The 18,468-nt window shown below is 63.5% G+C and carries 13 protein-coding genes and 2 pseudogenes; 8 read left to right on the top strand and 7 right to left on the bottom strand.

Going from position 1 to position 18,468, the window contains the following annotated elements; genetic code table 11:
* Positions 1-125: 125 nt before the first annotated feature.
* Positions 126-587: a tRNA (uridine(34)/cytosine(34)/5-carboxymethylaminomethyluridine(34)-2'-O)-methyltransferase TrmL gene (trmL, locus tag AAHM40_RS26365; RefSeq protein ID WP_342247340.1), complete on the bottom strand. Its 462-nt coding sequence runs from the start codon at positions 585-587 to the stop codon at positions 126-128.
* Between trmL and AAHM40_RS26360 the strand changes: the two genes are divergently transcribed.
* Complete coding sequence (locus tag AAHM40_RS26360) at positions 586-1,026, top strand: hypothetical protein (RefSeq protein ID WP_342247339.1); 441 nt, start codon at positions 586-588, stop codon at positions 1,024-1,026. The two genes, trmL and AAHM40_RS26360, sit on opposite strands and share 2 nt — an antisense overlap.
* 718 nt (positions 1,027-1,744) lie before the next feature.
* Here the strand turns inward: AAHM40_RS26360 and AAHM40_RS26355 are convergent.
* The 5 genes from AAHM40_RS26355 to AAHM40_RS26335 all read right to left on the bottom strand — a co-directional run bounded on the left by AAHM40_RS26355 (position 1,745) and on the right by AAHM40_RS26335 (position 6,163).
* Complete coding sequence (locus tag AAHM40_RS26355; protein ID WP_342247338.1) at positions 1,745-1,951, bottom strand: hypothetical protein; 207 nt, start codon at positions 1,949-1,951, stop codon at positions 1,745-1,747.
* A 254-nt stretch (positions 1,952-2,205) separates the two neighbouring features.
* Positions 2,206-3,642 (bottom strand): nitrogen regulation protein NR(I), encoded by a 1,437-nt coding sequence (ntrC, locus tag AAHM40_RS26350; protein ID WP_342247337.1) that lies wholly within the window; start codon positions 3,640-3,642, stop codon positions 2,206-2,208.
* A complete protein-coding gene (gene glnL / locus AAHM40_RS26345; protein ID WP_342247336.1) occupies positions 3,639-4,724 on the bottom strand; it encodes a nitrogen regulation protein NR(II) in 1,086 nt (361 codons plus the stop codon). Before glnL ends, ntrC begins: the two co-directional genes overlap by 4 nt.
* A gap of 257 nt (positions 4,725-4,981) precedes the next feature.
* Positions 4,982-5,608 carry a DUF4124 domain-containing protein gene (locus AAHM40_RS26340; protein ID WP_342247335.1) on the bottom strand — a complete coding sequence of 209 codons (627 nt, stop codon included), beginning with the start codon at positions 5,606-5,608 and terminating at the stop codon, positions 4,982-4,984.
* A 3-nt stretch (positions 5,609-5,611) separates the two neighbouring features.
* Positions 5,612-6,163 carry a DUF4124 domain-containing protein gene (locus tag AAHM40_RS26335; protein ID WP_342247334.1) on the bottom strand — a complete coding sequence of 184 codons (552 nt, stop codon included), beginning with the start codon at positions 6,161-6,163 and terminating at the stop codon, positions 5,612-5,614.
* 239 nt (positions 6,164-6,402) lie between these two features.
* Here AAHM40_RS26335 and AAHM40_RS26330 point away from each other — a divergent pair.
* Positions 6,403-6,636 (top strand): annotated as a pseudogene (locus AAHM40_RS26330) (mechanosensitive ion channel family protein); the annotation flags it as partial.
* 330 nt (positions 6,637-6,966) lie between these two features.
* Here the strand turns inward: AAHM40_RS26330 and glnA are convergent.
* Entirely contained in the window at positions 6,967-8,370 is a 1,404-nt protein-coding gene (gene glnA, locus AAHM40_RS26325) for a glutamate--ammonia ligase (protein ID WP_342247333.1), read from the bottom strand.
* Between the two features lie 332 nt (positions 8,371-8,702).
* Here glnA and thiI point away from each other — a divergent pair, with 332 nt between their 5' ends.
* From thiI to AAHM40_RS26295, 6 genes and pseudogenes are all read left to right on the top strand, one after another.
* The gene (thiI, locus tag AAHM40_RS26320; protein WP_342247332.1) at positions 8,703-10,157 is read left to right on the top strand and encodes a tRNA uracil 4-sulfurtransferase ThiI; all 1,455 of its coding nucleotides are present in this window, start codon (positions 8,703-8,705) and stop codon (positions 10,155-10,157) included.
* Positions 10,158-10,286: 129 nt separating this feature from the next.
* Positions 10,287-12,104, top strand: coding sequence for a translational GTPase TypA (typA, locus tag AAHM40_RS26315; protein WP_342247331.1), 1,818 nt, complete (start codon positions 10,287-10,289; stop codon positions 12,102-12,104).
* Between the two features lie 344 nt (positions 12,105-12,448).
* Positions 12,449-13,129, top strand: a pseudogene (locus tag AAHM40_RS26310) (POTRA domain-containing protein); the annotation flags it as partial.
* Between the two features lie 251 nt (positions 13,130-13,380).
* On the top strand, positions 13,381-15,321 hold the full coding sequence (gene estP / locus AAHM40_RS26305) for an esterase EstP (protein ID WP_342247330.1): 1,941 nt from the start codon (positions 13,381-13,383) through the stop codon (positions 15,319-15,321).
* 179 nt (positions 15,322-15,500) lie between these two features.
* Positions 15,501-17,273: a phosphoethanolamine transferase CptA gene (gene cptA / locus AAHM40_RS26300; protein WP_342247329.1), complete on the top strand. Its 1,773-nt coding sequence runs from the start codon at positions 15,501-15,503 to the stop codon at positions 17,271-17,273.
* Positions 17,274-17,349: 76 nt separating this feature from the next.
* The gene (locus AAHM40_RS26295) at positions 17,350-18,264 is read left to right on the top strand and encodes a DUF808 domain-containing protein (protein ID WP_342247328.1); all 915 of its coding nucleotides are present in this window, start codon (positions 17,350-17,352) and stop codon (positions 18,262-18,264) included.
* Positions 18,265-18,468 lie beyond the last annotated feature (204 nt).

Here is an 18,468-nt window from a genome sequence, read left to right as displayed (position 1 = left end):
AAATGCCGTCATTCGCTGGCAAGCCAGCTCCTACGGGCAATGCAGCTGCCTACAACACGTCATGCAGACATAGCCAATGAATTCGCCCTTACAGAGAACGTACGTCCGAAGACGCTCTGTACCATTCACTCCAGACTGAAATCGTGCTGCCGCCAGGCCTCGTAAACTGCAACGGCCACGGTGTTCGACAGATTCAGGCTGCGGCAGTTGGGGCGCATCGGCAGGCGCAGGCGCTGCTCCGGGGGCAGGCTTTCGCGGACTTCCTGGGGCAGGCCACGGCTTTCCGGACCGAAGAGGAAGGCGTCGCCCTTCTCGAAGGCCACCTCATGGAACAGCTTGGTGCCCTTGGTGGTGAAGGCGAATACCCGGGGGTGGCCGAGGGCTTCCAGGCAGCTTTCCAGGTCGTTGTAGCGCTTGAGCGTGGCGTACTCGTGGTAGTCAAGGCCGGCACGGCGCAGACGCTTGTCGTCCAGTTCGAAGCCGAGTGGTTCGATCAGATGAAGGTGGCAGCCAGAATTGGCGCACAGCCTGATAATGTTGCCGGTATTCGGCGGAATTTCCGGTTGAAACAGGATGACGTGAAACATGGGTGGCCCCGAGCCCGAAGACGGGCGGCATTCTACTCCCGATGATGACCCGCGACCGAGCCTGTGGCCGCGCTTTTTGTTCGCCCTTGCCCTGATCGGCGTGCTGGTGGGAATGATGCTTGGCCGCCTGACGGCGCCGGAACCCGTGCACCTGCAGCGTATCGAGGTGCGCGAGGGTGGCTTGACGCTCTGGTTCGACCATGAGCCCGAGGTACGGGCCGAAGCGCTGGAGGGCGCCTATGCGCTGATGCTGGAGGCGGACGGGAAGAACGCCAAGGGACAACTGACCCTGGGCACCGCACCGGTGAGCTGGAAGGTGCTGAGATCGCCCCATGGAGTGATGGTGCGATTCGTCGCGGCGCGGCCCTTGCAGGGTGATTGGCAGGGTGCCGCGGAGGATGGGCGCTGGCGGTTGGAAGTCAGCCTACGCGCCGAATAAGAAAGGGGGAATCCTCGGCCTGCCTGTACCAAGGCCCCCTGAAGGGTGGTCGCCTGCCTTAGCGAGCGACGCGGTCCTGTACCGGGCCCTTGCGGGGCCCTTGGCGGCTGGGAGACCAGCGCGCCTTTGCATAAAAGAGGGGATTCCCCGGCCTGCCTGTACCAAGGCCCCCTGAAAGGTGGTCGCCCGCCGTGGCGTGCGACGTGGTCCTGCACTGGGCCCCGCAGGGCCCGGGCGGCTGACTTAGCAGTACGCCTGTCGAATAAAAGAGGGGATTCCCCGGCCTGCCTGTACCAAGGCCCCCTGAAACCTGGTCGCCCGATGGCGACGCTGAAACGCTTTCGGCTCTTCTGGAGCCGTGGCGGCTGGAGGTCAGCCTGCCTGTCATAAGAGTGGGGATTCCCTGGCCTGCCTGTACCAGGGGCCCCAAAACCGCTGTTGTCTGGTCTATTGCAGGGGGCGTGCCAGTTTCTTGATAACCTTCGTGAGAAGTTCGTTCGATTGTCTGGAGGCCGCGTCATTACTGCCTTCTAGCGACGTGAAGTTCGAAGTTGAGGGGCGGTGGCGGCGGTACTTCGGCGTCGGGAGTGCCCAGGCGTGAAGCACTTTTTTGAGGCGGGGAGGTGATTCAGGCACCAGGGATGGTCCTTTTTCCTGGCTGAATACACGGCGATCGTCTGAGGGGAGGGACCCCGCCGAAGCGGGGGCCGGGGCCAGGTCAGTGGTTATCCGGGGCGAGGTAGGCTGCGGTGGACTTGCAGTGCCGCAACCGCTCCACCTTGAGCGAAAGGCCCTTCGGTAAACGGACGCCGATGCGAGAGCGGCCATCTTCCATCGGCCCCACCACGATTTCGATGCCTTTCGTTCGCAGCATTTGCCCCAGCTCGGCGTCGCTGCAGCCTTCCAAGGCCTTGAGCCTGAGCACGTCTCCCTCCTTTCGAACACCCATATGTAACTGCATGGTTTTCACCCTGTCTCTGGTTCAGGTCAGGGCAGCATCCCGCCCTGATTCACTGCGGTCCACGACCTCTTGGAAAACCAGACATTTCAGACGGGGTGGGTGGCATTGGAGCGCGGGCGTGATGGCGGCAGACGGCTGGTGTGAGAGGGAGGTTGTGTGCTGTGCCGCGCACGCGAGAGGGCAGGAGGCGGGGCGCAAGGCACCCCGCCGGAGGGGGATCAGGCGTCGTCGCCGTCGTCGTCGTCTCCGCCGTCCACCTTCATGCCCAGCTCCTTGATCTTCCGGGTCAGGGTGTTGCGGCCCCAGCCCAGCAGCACGGCGGCGTCGCGACGGCGGCCAGCGGTGTGCTTGAGGGCGGTTTCGATCATGATCCGCTCGAAGGCCGGCACGGCCGAGTCGAGCAGGCCGGACTGGCCGCGGGCCAGGGCCTGGTCGGCCCACTGGCGCAGGGCCTGCTCCCAGTTGGTTACCGGTGCGGCGTCCTGGGGCTGGGTGAGCAGTTCCGGCGGCAGGTCGTCGACGTGGACTTCGCGACCGGAGGCCATCACGGTGATCCAGCGGCAGGTGTTTTCCAGCTGGCGCACGTTGCCAGGCCAGGGCAGGTGCTTGAGGTAGTCCTCGGTCTCGTTCTTCAGCAGCTTGGGCTCTACCGCCAGCTCCTGGGCTGCGCGGGCGAGGAAGTGCCGGGCCAGGGCCGGAATGTCCTCGCGGCGGTCGGACAGGCGCGGGATGTGGATGCGAATGACGTTGAGGCGGTGGAACAGGTCCTCGCGGAACTTGCCGGCCTGCACCAGGTTTTCCAGGTTCTGGTGAGTCGCGGCGATGATGCGCACGTCCACCTTCACCGGAGTGTGGCCGCCCACGCGGTAGAACTCGCCGTCGGCCAGTACCCGCAGCAGGCGGGTCTGGGTGTCGGCGGGCATGTCGCCGATTTCGTCGAGGAAAAGGGTGCCACCGTCAGCCTGCTCGAAGCGTCCGCGACGCTGGTTAGCCGCGCCGGTAAAGGCACCTTTTTCATGGCCGAACAGCTCGGATTCCATCAGGTCCTTGGGGATTGCTGCCATGTTCAAGGCAATGAAGGGTGAGGCGGCGCGAGGGCTGTGTCGGTGCAGCGCGTGGGCCACCAGTTCCTTGCCGGTACCGGATTCGCCGTTGATCAGCACCGTGATGTTGGAGTGGCTGAGGCGGCCGATGGCGCGGAAAACCTCCTGCATCGCCGGCGCTTCGCCGATGATCTCCGGGGTGCGGGTCTGGGGCGCCGGAGCTTCCAGGCCCTGCTGTTCCTGGGCGTGCTGGAAGGCGCGCTTGACCAGGGACACCGCCTCATCCACGTCGAACGGCTTGGGCAGATACTCGAACGCGCCGCCCTGATAGGACGCCACCGCACTGTCCAGGTCGGAATGAGCGGTCATGATGATCACCGGCAAGCGCGGGTGGAGTTCGCGAATGCGTGCCAGCAGGTCCAGGCCACTGGCGCCGGGCATGCGGATGTCGGAGATGATCACATCTGGCTGTTGCCGGGAGAGGCGCCCAAGCAGGCTGTCCGCACTCTCGAAGCTCTGGGTGGTCATGCCTTCCTGCTGCAGTGCCTTTTCCAGGACCCAGCGGATGGAACGGTCGTCGTCGACGATCCAGACGGTTTCACTACGGCTCATGACGAGGAAGCTCCTTGTTCCAGCGGCAGGAAGATCGAGAAGACGGTGTGGCCGGGATGGCTTTCACACTCGATCAGGCCCTGGTGCTGACTGATGATGTTCTGGGCAATGGCCAGGCCCAGCCCGGTACCGTCCGGGCGGCCGCTGACCATGGGATAGAAGATGGTTTCCTGGAGCTCGGCCGGGATACCCGGGCCGTTGTCGATGATTTCCACCTTGGTCACCAGGCGATGGCGGGTATGGCCGATGGTGAACTGGCGCAGGGTGCGCGTGCGCAGGGTGATGCGGCCAAGGTGCAGGTCGCTCTGCGCGGAGAGGGCCTGCATGGCGTTGCGCACGATGTTGAGCACGGCCTGGATCATCTGCTCCTTGTCGATGAAGACATCAGGAATGCTCGGGTCGTAGTCGCGCACCAGATTGATGCCGCCCTGGCTTTCCGCTTCCACCAGGCTGCAGACGCGCTCCAGCACTTCGTGGACGTTGGTCATGGCCAGCGACGGCAGCTTGTTCGAGCCGAGCATGCGGTCCACCAGGTTCCGCAGGCGGTCGGCTTCTTCGATGATGACGTTGGTGTAGTCCTTCAGGTGCTCCTCCGGCAGTTCGCGGGAGAGCAGTTGGGCGGCGCCACGGATGCCCCCGAGGGGGTTCTTGATTTCGTGGGCGAGGCCGCGTACCAGCAGCTTGGTGGTTTCCTGCTTGGACAGCTGCGCCTCTTCCTTGGTGATGCGCAGCAGGCGGTCACGCGGGTGGACCTCCAGCAGCAGCAAGGTTTCGCCGCGATTGAGCACGGGGGTCACGGCGTAATCCACGGTAAGGGTCTGGCCCGACAGCGAGGTGACCATTGCTTCGCGTTTGGTAAAGGGGTGCGCCTGTTCCACCGCCTGGCGCAGCGAGGCCAGGGCTTCGGGCGATTCGGTGAACAGTTCGCTGATGAACTGGCCATGGCTGCGTTGGCCACTGACGGCCAGGAGCATTTCCGCCGCCGGGTTCATGTACTCAAGACGCAGGTCGGCATTGAGCAGAATCACCGCAGTGGTCAGGTTGTCGAGCAGCAGTCGGTGCAGGGCGTCGTTGATGGTCATGGCTTCGGCGCTCGTGGCGATGACAGGAAAATGCAAGAAGCAAACCAAAGCCCTGAAAAGTCGCGCTGAAACAGGATTTATGCCGGTGGCGGCCGCTTTTCAGAGCAGATCGTCCGGTTCGAGGTGAACCAAAATGGGGAGAGTATAGAAAGCGGTGCAGCGTGGCGCACCGAAATGGTGCGAGCTGGCGTCATTGCGTGCGGGACGTGCAGCGATACCCATGGGAATGTTGTCGGGTATCGCTGGGTGGTTGCCCTTCAGATGAAGGGCAGGATGGCGATGTCGTCGTCCTCTTCTTCAGGTTTGTCCTTCAACGGGCATTCCGGGCGCACGCCGTAGTCGTCCTTCTCGCAGGGGCGCGCCTGGCGCTTCTGCGACAGCGACATGCGCACGATGTGCACCGGTTGGCTGGGTGTGCGCTCCACCATGCGTCCCTGCTCGTCGACGATTTCCACCGCCAACTGGTGGGTGCCGCGATCCAGGTTCTTCAGTGGGAATACCGGGCTGCGGCCCGGTTCGCCCACGGGTTTGCCGTCCAGCAACAGGCGGTAGCTGTGATTGGCGCGCAGGCCGGGCTCACTCATCGCGCTGACTATGAGGTTGCCTTCGCCATCGCGGACGGTGGTATCGGGTTCGGGTACCAGAATGCGCAGCACCAAATAACCCTGTTCGCGGGGAATGGGCTTGGCATAGAGCGGCGGCGGCTGGATATCCGTGGGCGCGCTCATTTCGTTGGGCGCGGGGGCGATTTCCAGGCGCTTGGCGTTGCCCGGCTTGGGCTGGTCGGTGAAGACTCGGTTACCTTCATCGTCGATGTAGGTGTAGACCTCGGCCAGCACGGGCTGGCCAAGGAGCAGGAGGGCGAGTAGCAGGAATCGGGTCATCGGTCAGTTGCTGGGCCGTGGCGTAGGGGCGGGCGGGCGCAGCGCCGGGCTGCTGGTGTTGACCCGCTGGACGGTAAAGGTGACGGGAGCGCTACTCTGCACCACATTGGTGCCAGAGAGAACATCCACCGTGAGGCTGTGATCGCCGCGGTCGACGTTCATCAGTTGCAGGCGCGGTACGTGGGTTGGCTGGCCATAGGGCTGGCCGTCCAGGCGCAGACGTAGCCTGTGGCCGGGCTGCAGACTGGGCTCCAGACGCACGCCGACACTGAAGGTGCCATTGTTGGCGCGCAGGGCCACTTCGTCAGGGAGATCCGTCAGCTCCACCACCTGGTAGATCGCTTGCCGGTCGGCACTTGCCCCTGCGTCGGTCGGCTGGCTCGGCGGTTGTATCTGGATCGCGTTAGTCGGTGGCAACTCCACCTTTTCGCTGGTGGCACCATCCGGCGGCTGGTTGGTAAACACCGTGTTGCCGTTTGCGTCGGTGTACTTGTAGATCTGCGCTGCGGCAGGCAGCGTGGCGGCCAGCAGCAGACAACTAATGATGAGGCGCATGGGGCGGTCTCCGGAAGCTCATGCCAAGCCTTGCACCCAGACGGCGGGCTGGCAAGTCGGGCATTGTGCGACAGCGCCGTGACGACCGGTGTGCGCTGCAACACGTTGGGACATTTCTGAAAAGTGCCGCTACCTGCTCGCTCGGTCTGGCCGGAGCGAACGGAGCTCGCCGCGTGCTGTCACTCTAGCCGCTGACTTATTGTCTGATTGGGGCGAGTGCTCGCTTTTGTATGATGCGACTCTTCGTCATCTGCCTGTCGTTGCTCAGTGGGCCGCACCGCATCCGCGCGCTGGATATCCTGCGGCGACAGGCGTTCCGCCCCCTGAGGCTGATCGGCAGCCTGGCCACTCTTGGCGAGGCGGCTCATGCCTCCCGGCTGATCGACGGTCTCGGTGAGCACTCGGCGCTCTGCCTGAGCACTCTGGCAAATGCCACGGCGGTGGTTTTCACCGCGCTATTCGTGCTGTTCTTCATCGAGGTGGGGCTGCGGGTCTGGGGCTGGCGATGCCGCCCCTGAAGGTCCAGCTCAACCGGATGCGCCAGTCGCGCGCCGAACCGCCGGAAGAGCGGGGCGACCTGGCGGAAAGAGGGGTTTGAGCGGAGCGCGCTTAGGTTGGGTAGAGGTATGAAACCCAACAAAGCGGACTTTCAGGTCGCGTGTATGCCGGGTCGCGCCGCCAATCGTTGGGTTTCGCTGCGCTCTACGCCAACCTACCGTAGGGTCACGCTCCGGGTATTCTTCATAAAAAAGGCCTCCCGAAGGAGGCCTCTCAATCATGCCGCTTGCGCGGTCACAACTGGATCAGACGCTGTAGTACAGGTCGTATTCCAGGGGGTGCACGAAGGTGCGCACCTTGATTTCTTCTTCGCTCTTCAGCTCGATGTAGGCATCGATGAAGTCGTCGCTGAACACGCCGCCCTTGGTCAGGAACGCGCGGCCCTTGTCCAGCTCTTCCAGCGCCTCTTTCAGGCTGCCGCAAACCTGCGGGATTTCCTTGGCCTCTTCCGGCGGCAGGTCATACAGGTTCTTGTCAGCGGCATCGCCGGGGTGAATCTTGTTCTGGATGCCGTCCAGACCGGCCATCAGCAGAGCTGCGAAGCACAGGTAGGGGTTGGCAGCCGGGTCCGGGAAGCGCGCTTCGATACGGCGGGCTTTCGGGCTGTTCACGTACGGGATGCGGATCGAGGCGGAACGGTTGCGGGCGGAGTAGGCCAGCATTACCGGGGCTTCGAAGCCCGGGACCAGACGCTTGTAGGAGTTGGTCGACGGGTTGGTGAAGCCGTTCAGGGCCTTACCGTGCTTGATGATGCCGCCGATGAAGTACAGGGCGGTATCGGACAGGCCGGCATAGCCTTCGCCAGCGAAGGTGTTCTTGCCATCTTTGGAGATGGACATGTGAACGTGCATGCCCGAACCATTGTCGCCGTACAGCGGCTTCGGCATGAAGGTCACGGTCTTGCCGTAAGCGTCAGCCACGTTGTGCACGCAGTACTTCAGGGTCTGAACTTCGTCAGCCTTGGCAACCAGGGTGTTGAACTTCACGCCGATTTCGTTCTGGCCGGCAGTTGCCACTTCGTGGTGGTGAACTTCCACGACCAGGCCCATTTCTTCCAGGGCGTTGCACATGGCGGTACGGATTTCGTGGTCGTGGTCGACCGGCGGTACCGGGAAGTAGCCGCCTTTGACGCCCGGACGGTGGCCTTTGTTGCCGCCTTCGATGTCAGCGTCGGTGTTCCAGGAAGCCTGCTCGGAGAAGATCTTGAACATGGAGCCGGAGATGTCGGACTTGAACTTCACTTCGTCGAAGATGAAGAACTCCGGCTCCGGACCTACGAATACGGTGTCACCGATACCGGTGCTCTTGAGGAACTCCTCGGCGCGGCGGGCGATTGCACGCGGGTCGCGGTCGTAGCCTTGCATGGTGCTCGGCTCGATGATGTCGCAGACCAGGATCAGGGTCGGCTCTTCGGTGAACGGATCGAGCACGGCGGTGCTGTCGTCCGGCAGCAGGATCATGTCGGAGGCTTCGATGCCTTTCCAACCTTCGATGGAGGAACCGTCGAACATCTTGCCGTGCTCGAAGAATTCGTCATCGGCGTCACGGGCCGGCATGGTCACGTGCTGCTGCTTGCCTTTGGTATCGGTGAAGCGCAGATCAATCCACTTCACGTCGTGTTCTTTAATCAGTTGAAGCGACTTCGACATGTTGTCCTCCAGGTGGTCGGGGGCAGGAACCTTGCCTCCCAAAAAATTCGGGGTGAAGCCGGAGCGGGATAGTCCGCCAGGGCGACCTGCCTCACAAGGGAGCAAATTGCGTGCCAGTGCCCTGGAATGGGCAGGGGCCCCAAAACTCACGGTTGGCGGGGGCTTTGCTCCGATTGTGCACACTTTTGCGCACTGTTTTCGTGCCTGTCGTGGTGCGCGTGATCCATTTTGGTGCGTAGCGAGCTTTGCTGAATGATTTTGGTCAAAGCTTGAACAATTTCCGCTATAATCCGCGCCCCTCTTTTTCGGCCGCTGCCCTCGCGCTGTTTTTCATGAAACTCATCGTCAAAGTCTTCCCGGAAATCACCATCAAGAGCCGGCCGGTGCGCAAGCATTTCATCCGTCAGCTCTCGAAGAACATCCGCGCGGTCCTGAAAGACCTGGACCCGGAGCTCGAGGTGACCGGCGTTTGGGACAACCTTGAAGTCCAGACTCGCCAGACCGAGCCGAAGCTCCTGCGCGAAATGATCGAGCGGCTGACGTGCGTCCCCGGCATCACCCACTTCCTTGAAGTGCACGAGTACCCGCTGGGCGACTTCGACGATGTACTGGAGAAGTGCAAGCTGCACTACGCCGACCAGATTCCCGGCAAGATCTTTGCCGTGCGCTGCAAGCGTGCGGGCAAGCATGAGTTCACGTCCATGGAGCTGGAGCGCCACGTTGGCAGCCGCCTGCGCCAGGAGTGCAACGCGGCCGGCATCTCCCTGAAGAACCCGGAAGTGGAAGTGCGGATGGAAGTGCGCGACCAGCGCCTGTTCGTCATCCACCACCAGCACGACGGCATCGGCGGCTACCCGCTGGGCTCCCTGGAGCAGACCCTGGTACTGATGTCCGGCGGCTTCGACTCCACCGTCGCCGCCTACCAGATGATGCGCCGCGGCCTGATGACCCACTTCTGCTTCTTCAACCTCGGCGGCCGTGCCCACGAACTGGGCGTGATGGAAGTCGCCCACTACCTGTGGGAAAAGTTCGGCCGTTCCCAGCGCGTGCTGTTCATCAGCGTGCCCTTCGAGGAAGTGGTCGGCGAGATCCTCAGCAAGGTCGACAACAGCCAGATGGGCGTCGTGCTCAAGCGCATGATGCTGCGCGCTTCCACTCACATGGCGCGCAGGCTGACCCTGGACGCGCTGGTCACCGGCGAAGCCATTTCCCAGGTGTCCAGCCAGACCCTGCCGAATCTCTCGGTTATCGACTCGGCCACCGATATGCTGGTGCTGCGCCCGCTGATCGCCAGCCACAAGCAGGACATCATCGACACCGCCAACCGCATCGGCACCGCCGAGTTCGCCAAGCACATGCCCGAATACTGCGGCGTGATCTCGGTGAACCCGACCACCAAGGCCAAGATCGGCCGCATCGAGCACGAGGAAGCGCAGTTCGACATGGCCATCCTCGAACGCGCCCTGGAACGTGCGCGCCTGGTGCCCATCGACCGGGTGATCGACGAACTGGGCCAGGACGTGGCCGTGGAAGAGGTGCGCGAGGCCCTGCCAGGGCAGATCGTCCTCGACATCCGCCACCCTGATGCCCAGGAAGACGATCCGCTGGAGCTGCCAGGCATCGAAGTGCAGCCCCTGCCGTTCTATGCGATCAACAACCGTTTCAAGGAACTGGACGCCAACCGCCAGTACCTCCTGTATTGCGACAAGGGTGTGATGAGTCGTCTGCATGCCCATCACCTGCTCAGCGAGGGACACGCCAATGTGCGCGTTTATCGCCCGGCCTAAACAGCCCGGGCTGTTTGGCGGCAGCATCCGCCATCGCCCTCCCGACCATCGGGCCGCCTGATACGCCGTTAGTTCATATCAGCCGCTTAGACTTCGCGGCACACCGAATCCACTGATCGAGATACAAACGTGATCGAAAAACTCCGCAACATCGCCATCATCGCCCACGTCGACCATGGCAAGACCACCCTGGTGGACAAGCTCCTGAAGCTGTCCGGCACCCTCGACCGCAAAGAAGCGGAAAGCGAGCGCGTGATGGACTCCAACGACCAGGAAAAAGAGCGCGGCATTACCATCCTGGCGAAGAACACCGCCATCAAGTGGAACGGCTACAACATCAACATCGTCGACACCCCCGGCCACGCCGACTTCGGTGGCGAGGTTGAGCGCGTGATGTCCATGGTCGACTCCGTACTGCTGGTGGTCGACGCGCAGGACGGCCCCATGCCGCAGACCCGCTTCGTGACCCAGAAGGCCTTCAAGGCCGGCCTGCGTCCGATCGTGGTAGTGAACAAGATCGACCGTCCGGGCGCGCGTCCTGACTGGGTCATCGACCAGATCTTCGACCTGTTCGACAACCTCGGCGCCACCGACGAGCAGCTGGACTTCCCGATCGTCTATGCCAGCGCCCTGAACGGCATCGCCGGTCTGGACCACGAGAAGATGGACGACAACATGGATGCCCTGTTCCAGGCCATCATCGACCACGTACCGGTACCGGACGTAGACGTCGACGGTCCGTTCCAGATGCAGATCTCGCAGCTGGACTACAACAGCTTCCTCGGCGTAATCGGCATTGGCCGCATCGCTCGTGGCCGCGTCAAGGCCAACACCCAGGTAGTCGCCATCAGCGACGACGGCACCAAGCGCAACGGCCGTATCCTGAAGATCATGGGTCACTCCGGCCTGCAGCGCGTGGAAGTGGCTGAAGCCGAAGCCGGCGACATCGTCTGCGTCAGCGGCATGGAAGAGCTGTTCATCTCCGACACCCTGTGCGACCCGCAGAACGTCGAAGCGCGTCCGCCGCTGACCGTTGACCAGCCGACCGTGAGCATGACCTTCCAGGTCAACGACTCGCCGTTCGCCGGTAAGGAAGGCAAGTTCGTCACCAGCCGCAACATCAAGGACCGTCTGGACAAGGAACTGCTGCACAACGTCGCCCTGCGCGTTGAAGCCGGCGAATCCGCCGAGAAGTTCAAGGTCTCCGGCCGTGGCGAGCTGCACCTCTCCGTACTGATCGAAACCATGCGCCGCGAAGGCTTCGAGATGGCCGTCGGCCGCCCGGAAGTGGTGATCATCGAGAAGGACGGCGAGAAGCAGGAGCCTTACGAGAACGTCACCATCGACATCGAAGAGCAGCACCAGGGCTCGGTGATGGAGCAGATGGGCCTGCGCAAGGGCGATCTGACCAACATGATCCCCGACGGCAAGGGCCGCGTTCGCCTGGAATACACCATCCCGGCGCGTGGCCTGATCGGCTTCCGTAACAACTTCCTGACCCTGACCTCGGGTACCGGCATCCTGACCTCGACCTTCAGCCACTACGGCCCGATCAAGGCCGGCGAAGTCAGCAACCGTCAGAACGGCGTACTGGTCTCCATGGCCACCGGCACCGCACTGACCTACTCGCTGGAAACCCTGCAGAGCCGCGGCAAGCTGTTCCTCGCCCCGGGCGACGAGATCTACGAAGGCCAGCTGTGCGGCATCAACAGCCGTGACAACGACCTGGTGATCAACCCCACCAAGGGCAAGAAGCTCGACAACATGCGTGCTTCCGGCAAGGACGAAGTCATCGCCCTGGTTCCGCCGATCAAGTTCACCCTGGAACAGGCGCTGGAATTCATCGCCGACGACGAACTGGTGGAAGTGACACCGAAGTCCATCCGCCTGCGCAAGAAAATGCTGAACGAGAACGACCGCAAGCGCTACGAGCGCACCAAGGTCTAACTCGACCCGCTGCTGAAAACGCCCCCGCCGGCCCTGCCTGCGGGGGCGTTTTCGTTTGGGGCAAGGTCGGCCCGGAAGGCTCTGCCCGTTTCAGCCTTCATGTGCTCGCTTCGTGCCGTAGTGCGTCGTGCGCACCCGTCAGCGGTGCGGGTGCGATACGCCGAGGCCCTGTTCAGGGCTTCATACAATCAATCAGGAAATTTCCAGCGACCTGATCAGGGTTCGCTGGCATACCGCACTGGCTCAGTTGTTTTCAATGGCGCCCTTTCCATTCCCGGCCCATTGCCAAGGAACTGCCCAGCGTGTGTCGCCTGAAACTGGATGTCGTAGTACTCAGCCTGTTCATGGTCGGCGCCCACGGTCTGGCCGGCGCTGATGTGTCGCCCGGCGATCGCGACCTGATTCGCGACCGCCAGGAGCGCCTGCTGCAGGAGCAGCAGAAGCGGCTGGAAGAACTGCAACAGCTTCCAGGCAAAGGTGTGGAAGCCGCCCCGCCCTCTCCAGTCGAAGAGGGCCGCTGCTTCGAAATACGTCGCATCGACCTGGAAGGCGCTGAACACCTCAATGCCGAGGTTCGACAGCAACTGCTGGAGCCCTATGCGGATCGTTGCCTCGGCGTCGCGCAGCTCAATGAACTGCTGAAAGTCATCACCGACTACTACCTGGATCGCGGCTTCGTTACCTCCCGCGCCTACCTGCCGCAACAGGATCTGTCCGATGGCCAGCTCGACGTCATCGTGGTGGAAGGCAAGCTGGAGGGACTTGATAGCTCCAGCATCGCCAGCGAACGCGAACTGGCCATGGCCTTCCCCGGCGAAACCGGCCAACTCCTCAACCTGCGCGAATTGGAACAACTGGTCGACCAGTTGAACCGCCTGCCCTCGCGCCCGGCGCAGTTGGAGCTGCTGCCCGGTGAGCAGGTGGGCGGCAGCCGGGTAGCTCTCAATGGGGAGCGCAGCAAGCCCTGGCGCGTCTCTGCCACCCGCGATAATGACGGCGACCGCAGCACCGGCGAACAACAGCTGGCCTGAAGCTCAAAGCGCCGCGATCAACGCCTTCAAGTCGATAGTTGGCAGCGACCTACAGTAGCCCGTGAAGGCATCGCGAACATGCGCGCAATGCAGGCCCCTGCGCCATGCGGCATCTGAAGGCCATCGAGTTTTTCCGGTCTATGCTGATCCGCTGAGGCAGGGCCATGGAATGAGCCTTGGGCGTGCTCGGGCTTTTTGGTACTTTCGTGCCTCCAGACAATAAGAACAATCACGGAGTAAGTAGCATGACCAGAATGGCGCTCAAGCCACTCGTGGCAGCCTGCCTGCTGACCACGCTATCCACTGCATTACAGGCGGCTCCTTCCCCCTATTCCACCTTGGTGGTGTTCGGCGACAGTCTCAGCGACGCCGGGCAGTTCCCAGATCCCGGTGGCCCTGCCGGCAGCACCTCACGATTCACCAACCGCGTTGGCCCGACGTACCAGAACGGCAGCGGCGAGATCTTCGGCGCGACCGCCCCCATGCTACTCGGCGGCAGTCTCGGCATTGCGCCTGGAGACCTTGGTGCCTCCACGTCGCCGATCAACGCCCAGCAGGGCATTGCCGATGGCAACAACTGGGCGGTCGGCGGCTACCGCACCGACCAGATATTCGACTCGATCACCGCGTCGGGCGGCTCGGTGGTCGAGCGCAACGGCACCGTACTGCGCAGCCGTGATGGCTACCTGGTGGACCGTGCGAGCCAGGGGCTGAGCGCTGATCCGAATGCCCTCTACTACCTCACCGGTGGCGGCAACGACTTCCTCCAGGGGCGCATCCTCAATGATCTCCAGGCCCGCCAGGCCGCGGGGCGCCTGGTCGACAGCGTGGAGGCCCTGCAGCAGGCTGGCGCCCGCTACATCATGGTCTGGCTGTTGCCCGATCTGGGGCTGACTCCGGCGACGTACGGCAGCCCGATCCAGTCCTTCGCGACTCAGCTCAGCACCACCTTCAACACCGAACTGGCCGCGCAACTGGGCCAGGTGAACGCCAACATCATCCCGCTGAACATTCCCCTGCTGCTCAAGGAGGGCCTGGCCAACCCCGGTGCTTTTGGCTTGGCCACCGACCAGGATCTGATCGGCACCTGCTTCAGCGGCGACGGTTGCGTCGGCAACCCCACCTACGGCCTCAACGGTACCTCGCCGGATCCAACCAAGTTGCTGTTCAACGATAGCGTGCACCCGACCATCGCCGGCCAGCTGCTGATCGCCGACTACGCCTATTCGCTGCTGGCGGCGCCCTGGGAAGTGACCCTGCTGCCGGAAATGGCCCACGGCACCCTGCGTGCCTACCAGGATGAACTGCGCAACCAGTGGCAAGCGGACTGGGAGAGCTGGCAGAACGTCGGCCAGTGGCGCAGCTTCGTCGCGGGCGGTGGCCAGCACCTGGACTTCGACTCCCAGGACAGTGCGGCCAGCGGCGATGGCTATGGCTACAACCTCACCCTAGGCGGCAGCTACCGGATCGACGATGCCTGGCGTGCCGGCATCGCGGCCGGCTTCTACCAGCAGGAGCTGGAGGCGGGTGCCGAGGATTCCGACTACAACCTGAACAGCTACCTGGCCACCGCCTTCGTGCAGTACCAGCAGAACCGCTGGTGGGCCGATGCCGCGCTGACCGGCGGCTACCTCGACTATGACGACCTGAAGCGCAAGTTCGCCCTGGGCGGCGGTACGCGCAGCGAGAAGGGCGATACCGACGGCCACCTGTGGGCGTTCGGTGCGCGCCTGGGTTACGACATCGCCCAGCAGGCCGACAGCCCCTGGCACCTGTCGCCCTTCGTCAGCGCCGACTACGCGCGGGTAGAGGTCGACGGCTACGCCGAGGATGGCGCCAGCGCCACTTCGCTGAACTACGACGACCAGAAGCGCGACTCCAAGCGGCTGGGCGCCGGCCTCCAAGGCAAGTACGCATTCGGCAGCGCCACCCAGCTGTTCGCCGAGTACGCCTTCGAGCGCGAGTACGAGGACGACACCCAGGACCTGACCCTGTCGCTCAACAGCCTGCCCGGCAACCGCTTCACCCTCGAGGGCTTCACCCCGCAGGATCACCTGAACCGGGTCACCCTCGGCTTCAGCCAGCAACTGGCGCCGGACCTCGCGCTGCGTGGCGGCTACAACTGGCGCAAGGGCGAGGACGACACCCAGCAGGGCGTCAACCTGGCGCTGAGCCTGGACTTCTGAGCCCACTCGCCGGCCGGCGGGGTTTTCCGCCGGCCGGTTTCCACGTTCGACCCTGCCTCGGCGACGCGACCTGATCTGGCCCTTTCAGCCGATGTTTGACGAACTTTTCACGATTACGCAGTCATAGTCCCTGCTTTTCGGCCAACTCGACTGGTCAAGGCTCGACTTGGGGCGGATTTATGAATTTCGATGTACACAAGGCCGGGGAACGGCGATTCGACTGGGCCGGCCTGGGCTGGCTCTTCCTGTTCTTCTGGTATTTCTCGGGCGTCACCCAGCTGCTGATCCAGGTCACGGGCACCAGCGGCTTCAGCGGTTTCCGCCAGGCCTTCCTGCTCAGTGGCCTGTGGCTGATCCCCGTGCTGCTCTTCCCGCAGCGCACCCGCGGCATCGCCGCCGGCCTCGGCCTGCTGCTCTGGCTGGCTTCGCTGCCGGCCTTCGGCTACTTCTTGGTCTATGGCCAGGAGTTCTCCCAGAGCGTGATCTTCATCATGTTCGAATCGAACGTGGCCGAAGGCTCGGAATACCTCAGCCAGTACTTCGCCTGGTGGATGGTGCCGGCCTTCCTCGGCTACGCCCTCGGCGCCGTGCTGCTCTGGACTCGCCTGCGCCCGGTCCATCTGCCCCGCAGCCGGGCGGTGGCGGTGAGCCTGGCACTGCTGGCAGCGCTGGTGGGTTATCCGGTGGTCAAGCAGGGGCTGGGCAACGACACATTCGAGGCCGCTCGCGACAGCGTCGAGAAGCGCATGGAGCCAGCGGTGCCCTGGCAATTGCTGGTGGGATACCGCCAGTACAGCCGGCAACTGGCGGACATGCATGACCTGCTCGAAGGCAATGCGCAGATCGCGCCGCTGGCCAACCTCAAGGATGCCAATGCCGGGCTGCCCGCCACCCTGGTGCTGGTCATAGGCGAGTCCACCAACCGCCAGCGCATGAGCCTCTACGGCTACCCGCGCGCGACCACGCCGAACCTCGACCGCATCCGCGACCAGTTGGACGTGTTCGACAACGTCATCACCCCGCGCCCCTACACCATCGAAGCCCTGCAGCAGGTGCTGACCTTCGCCGACGAGCGCAACCCGGACCTCTACCTGACCAAGCCGTCGCTGCTGAACATGATGAAACAGGCCGGCTACAAGACCTACTGGATCACCAACCAGCAGACCCTGACCAAGCGCAACACCATGCTCACCACCTTCTCCAAGCAGGCGGACGAGCAGTTCTACCTGAACAACAACCGCAACCAGAACGCCCGCCAGTACGACGACGACGTGCTGCCGCCGTTCGAGAAGGTGCTGGCCGACCCCGCGCCGCGCAAGTTCATCGTCGTGCACCTGCTGGGCACCCACATGAGCTACCAGTACCGCTACCCGCCGGCATACGAGCACTTCACCGACCGCCGGGGCGTACCGGCCAACGTCACCGACGACCAGTTGCCCACCTACAACAGCTACGACAATGCCGTGCTGTTCAATGACCATGTGGTGTCCAGCCTGATCGAGCGCTTCTCCGGCAGTCGCGCCAACGGCTTCCTGCTCTACCTTTCCGACCACGGCGAGGCGGTGTTCGACCCGGAGCAGCCCGAGGTGCTGGGGCGCAACGAAGCCGCGCCCACCGCGCCCATGTACACCATCCCTTTCATGCTCTGGCGCTCTCCGCAGTGGCGCGCCGGGCACCCGCAGGAGCTGGGCGCCAGCCTCGACAGGCCCTATAGCAGCTCCAGCTTCATCCACACCTGGGCGGACCTGGCCGGCATCGGCTTCGACGATTTCGACCCCAGCCGCAGCCTGGTCAACGCCGCCTTCCAGCCGCGCCCGCTGCTGATCGGCGATCCCTACCAGCCCAAGGCACTGATCGACTTCAGTCTGATCAAGCCCAAGGCCAAGCGCACCGACATGGAAGTGGTCAGCGGGGAACGCGAGCCTTCCGGCAGAAAAGCGCCGCCGGGTTGACCGGCGGGGCGTTTTTGTCTGTAGTTCGCCTGCGCTGAGCCTCAGTGCCCCGAATTCCCCTCTGCAAGGACCCACCATGGCCGGAGCCAGCCTGCTGACCCTGATCGACGACATCGCCACCCTGCTCGATGACGTCTCGGTAATGACCAAAGTCGCGGCGAAGAAGACCGCCGGCGTACTGGGCGATGACCTGGCGCTGAACGCCCAGCAGGTCAGCGGCGTGAGTGCCGAGCGCGAGCTGCCGGTGGTCTGGGCGGTGGCCAAGGGCTCGATGGTGAACAAGGCCATCCTGGTGCCGGCGGCCTTGCTGATCAGCGCCTTCGCGCCCTGGGCGGTGATCCCGCTGCTGATGCTGGGTGGCGCCTTCCTCTGCTTCGAGGGCTTCGAGAAGCTGGCGCACAAGTGGCTGCACAGCCATGAGGAAGACGCCCAGCATCATGCAGAGCTGGCCGAAGCCGTGGCCAATCCGGCGGTGGACCTGGTGGCCATGGAGAAGGACAAGATCAAGGGGGCGATTCGCACCGACTTCATCCTCTCCGCCGAGATCATCGTGATCACCCTGGGCACCGTTGCCGACGCCACCTTCGGCAAGCAGGTGGCGGTGCTGGTCGGCATCGCGGCGATCATGACGGTGGGTGTGTATGGCCTGGTGGCCGGCATCGTGAAGCTGGACGACCTGGGCTTCTATCTGGTCCGTCAGGCCAGCTCCGCGGCCCAGGCCATTGGACGAGCCATCCTCGTTGCCGCCCCCTGGATGATGAAAGGGCTGTCGGTGCTGGGCACTGCCGCCATGTTCCTGGTGGGTGGCAGCATCATCCTCCACGGCATTCCAGCCGCCCATCACCTGCTGGAACCGGTACTGGCAGCGTCTGGCGGCTTCGCCTGGCTGGTGCAGATACTGGTCGATGGTCTGGCGGGCATCGTCTCAGGCGCCCTGGTGCTGGCTGGGGTGGGCCTGGTGAAGAAGCTGCTGTCGGCCGTGAAGGGCTGAACTATTGGCTGTACGGGGGCCAAGGGAAGATGCGCCGCCCTTGGCGAATGAATTCGCTATGTCTGCGTTAGCTGTTGCGAGAAATTTCCCATTCGGCCAAGAGCCTTGTAGGAGCTGGCTTGCCAGCGAAACGGGGCCATTCGCTGGCAAGCCAGCTCCTACGGGCAATACAGCTGCCTGCAACACGCAATGCAGACATAGCCA

Origin of the sequence: Pseudomonas sp. OTU5201, from assembly GCF_038440135.1 — a bacterium.
Taxonomy (GTDB): domain Bacteria; phylum Pseudomonadota; class Gammaproteobacteria; order Pseudomonadales; family Pseudomonadaceae; genus Metapseudomonas; species Metapseudomonas resinovorans.
Note: the sequence above shows the minus strand (reverse complement) of the source record. Positions and strands in the feature narration are given on the sequence as shown.

Coding starts and splice junctions, on each gene's coding strand:
- glnL (WP_342247336.1), bottom strand. CDS start 4,724: ATGACCATCAACGACGCCCTGCACCGACTGCTGCTCGACAACCTGACC.
- glnA (WP_342247333.1), bottom strand. CDS start 8,370: ATGTCGAAGTCGCTTCAACTGATTAAAGAACACGACGTGAAGTGGATT.
- AAHM40_RS26360 (WP_342247339.1), top strand. CDS start 586: ATGGGTGGCCCCGAGCCCGAAGACGGGCGGCATTCTACTCCCGATGAT.
- ntrC (WP_342247337.1), bottom strand. CDS start 3,642: ATGAGCCGTAGTGAAACCGTCTGGATCGTCGACGACGACCGTTCCATC.
- cptA (WP_342247329.1), top strand. CDS start 15,501: ATGAATTTCGATGTACACAAGGCCGGGGAACGGCGATTCGACTGGGCC.
- trmL (WP_342247340.1), bottom strand. CDS start 587: ATGTTTCACGTCATCCTGTTTCAACCGGAAATTCCGCCGAATACCGGC.
- AAHM40_RS26295 (WP_342247328.1), top strand. CDS start 17,350: ATGGCCGGAGCCAGCCTGCTGACCCTGATCGACGACATCGCCACCCTG.
- thiI (WP_342247332.1), top strand. CDS start 8,703: ATGAAACTCATCGTCAAAGTCTTCCCGGAAATCACCATCAAGAGCCGG.
- AAHM40_RS26340 (WP_342247335.1), bottom strand. CDS start 5,608: ATGACCCGATTCCTGCTACTCGCCCTCCTGCTCCTTGGCCAGCCCGTG.
- estP (WP_342247330.1), top strand. CDS start 13,381: ATGACCAGAATGGCGCTCAAGCCACTCGTGGCAGCCTGCCTGCTGACC.
- AAHM40_RS26335 (WP_342247334.1), bottom strand. CDS start 6,163: ATGCGCCTCATCATTAGTTGTCTGCTGCTGGCCGCCACGCTGCCTGCC.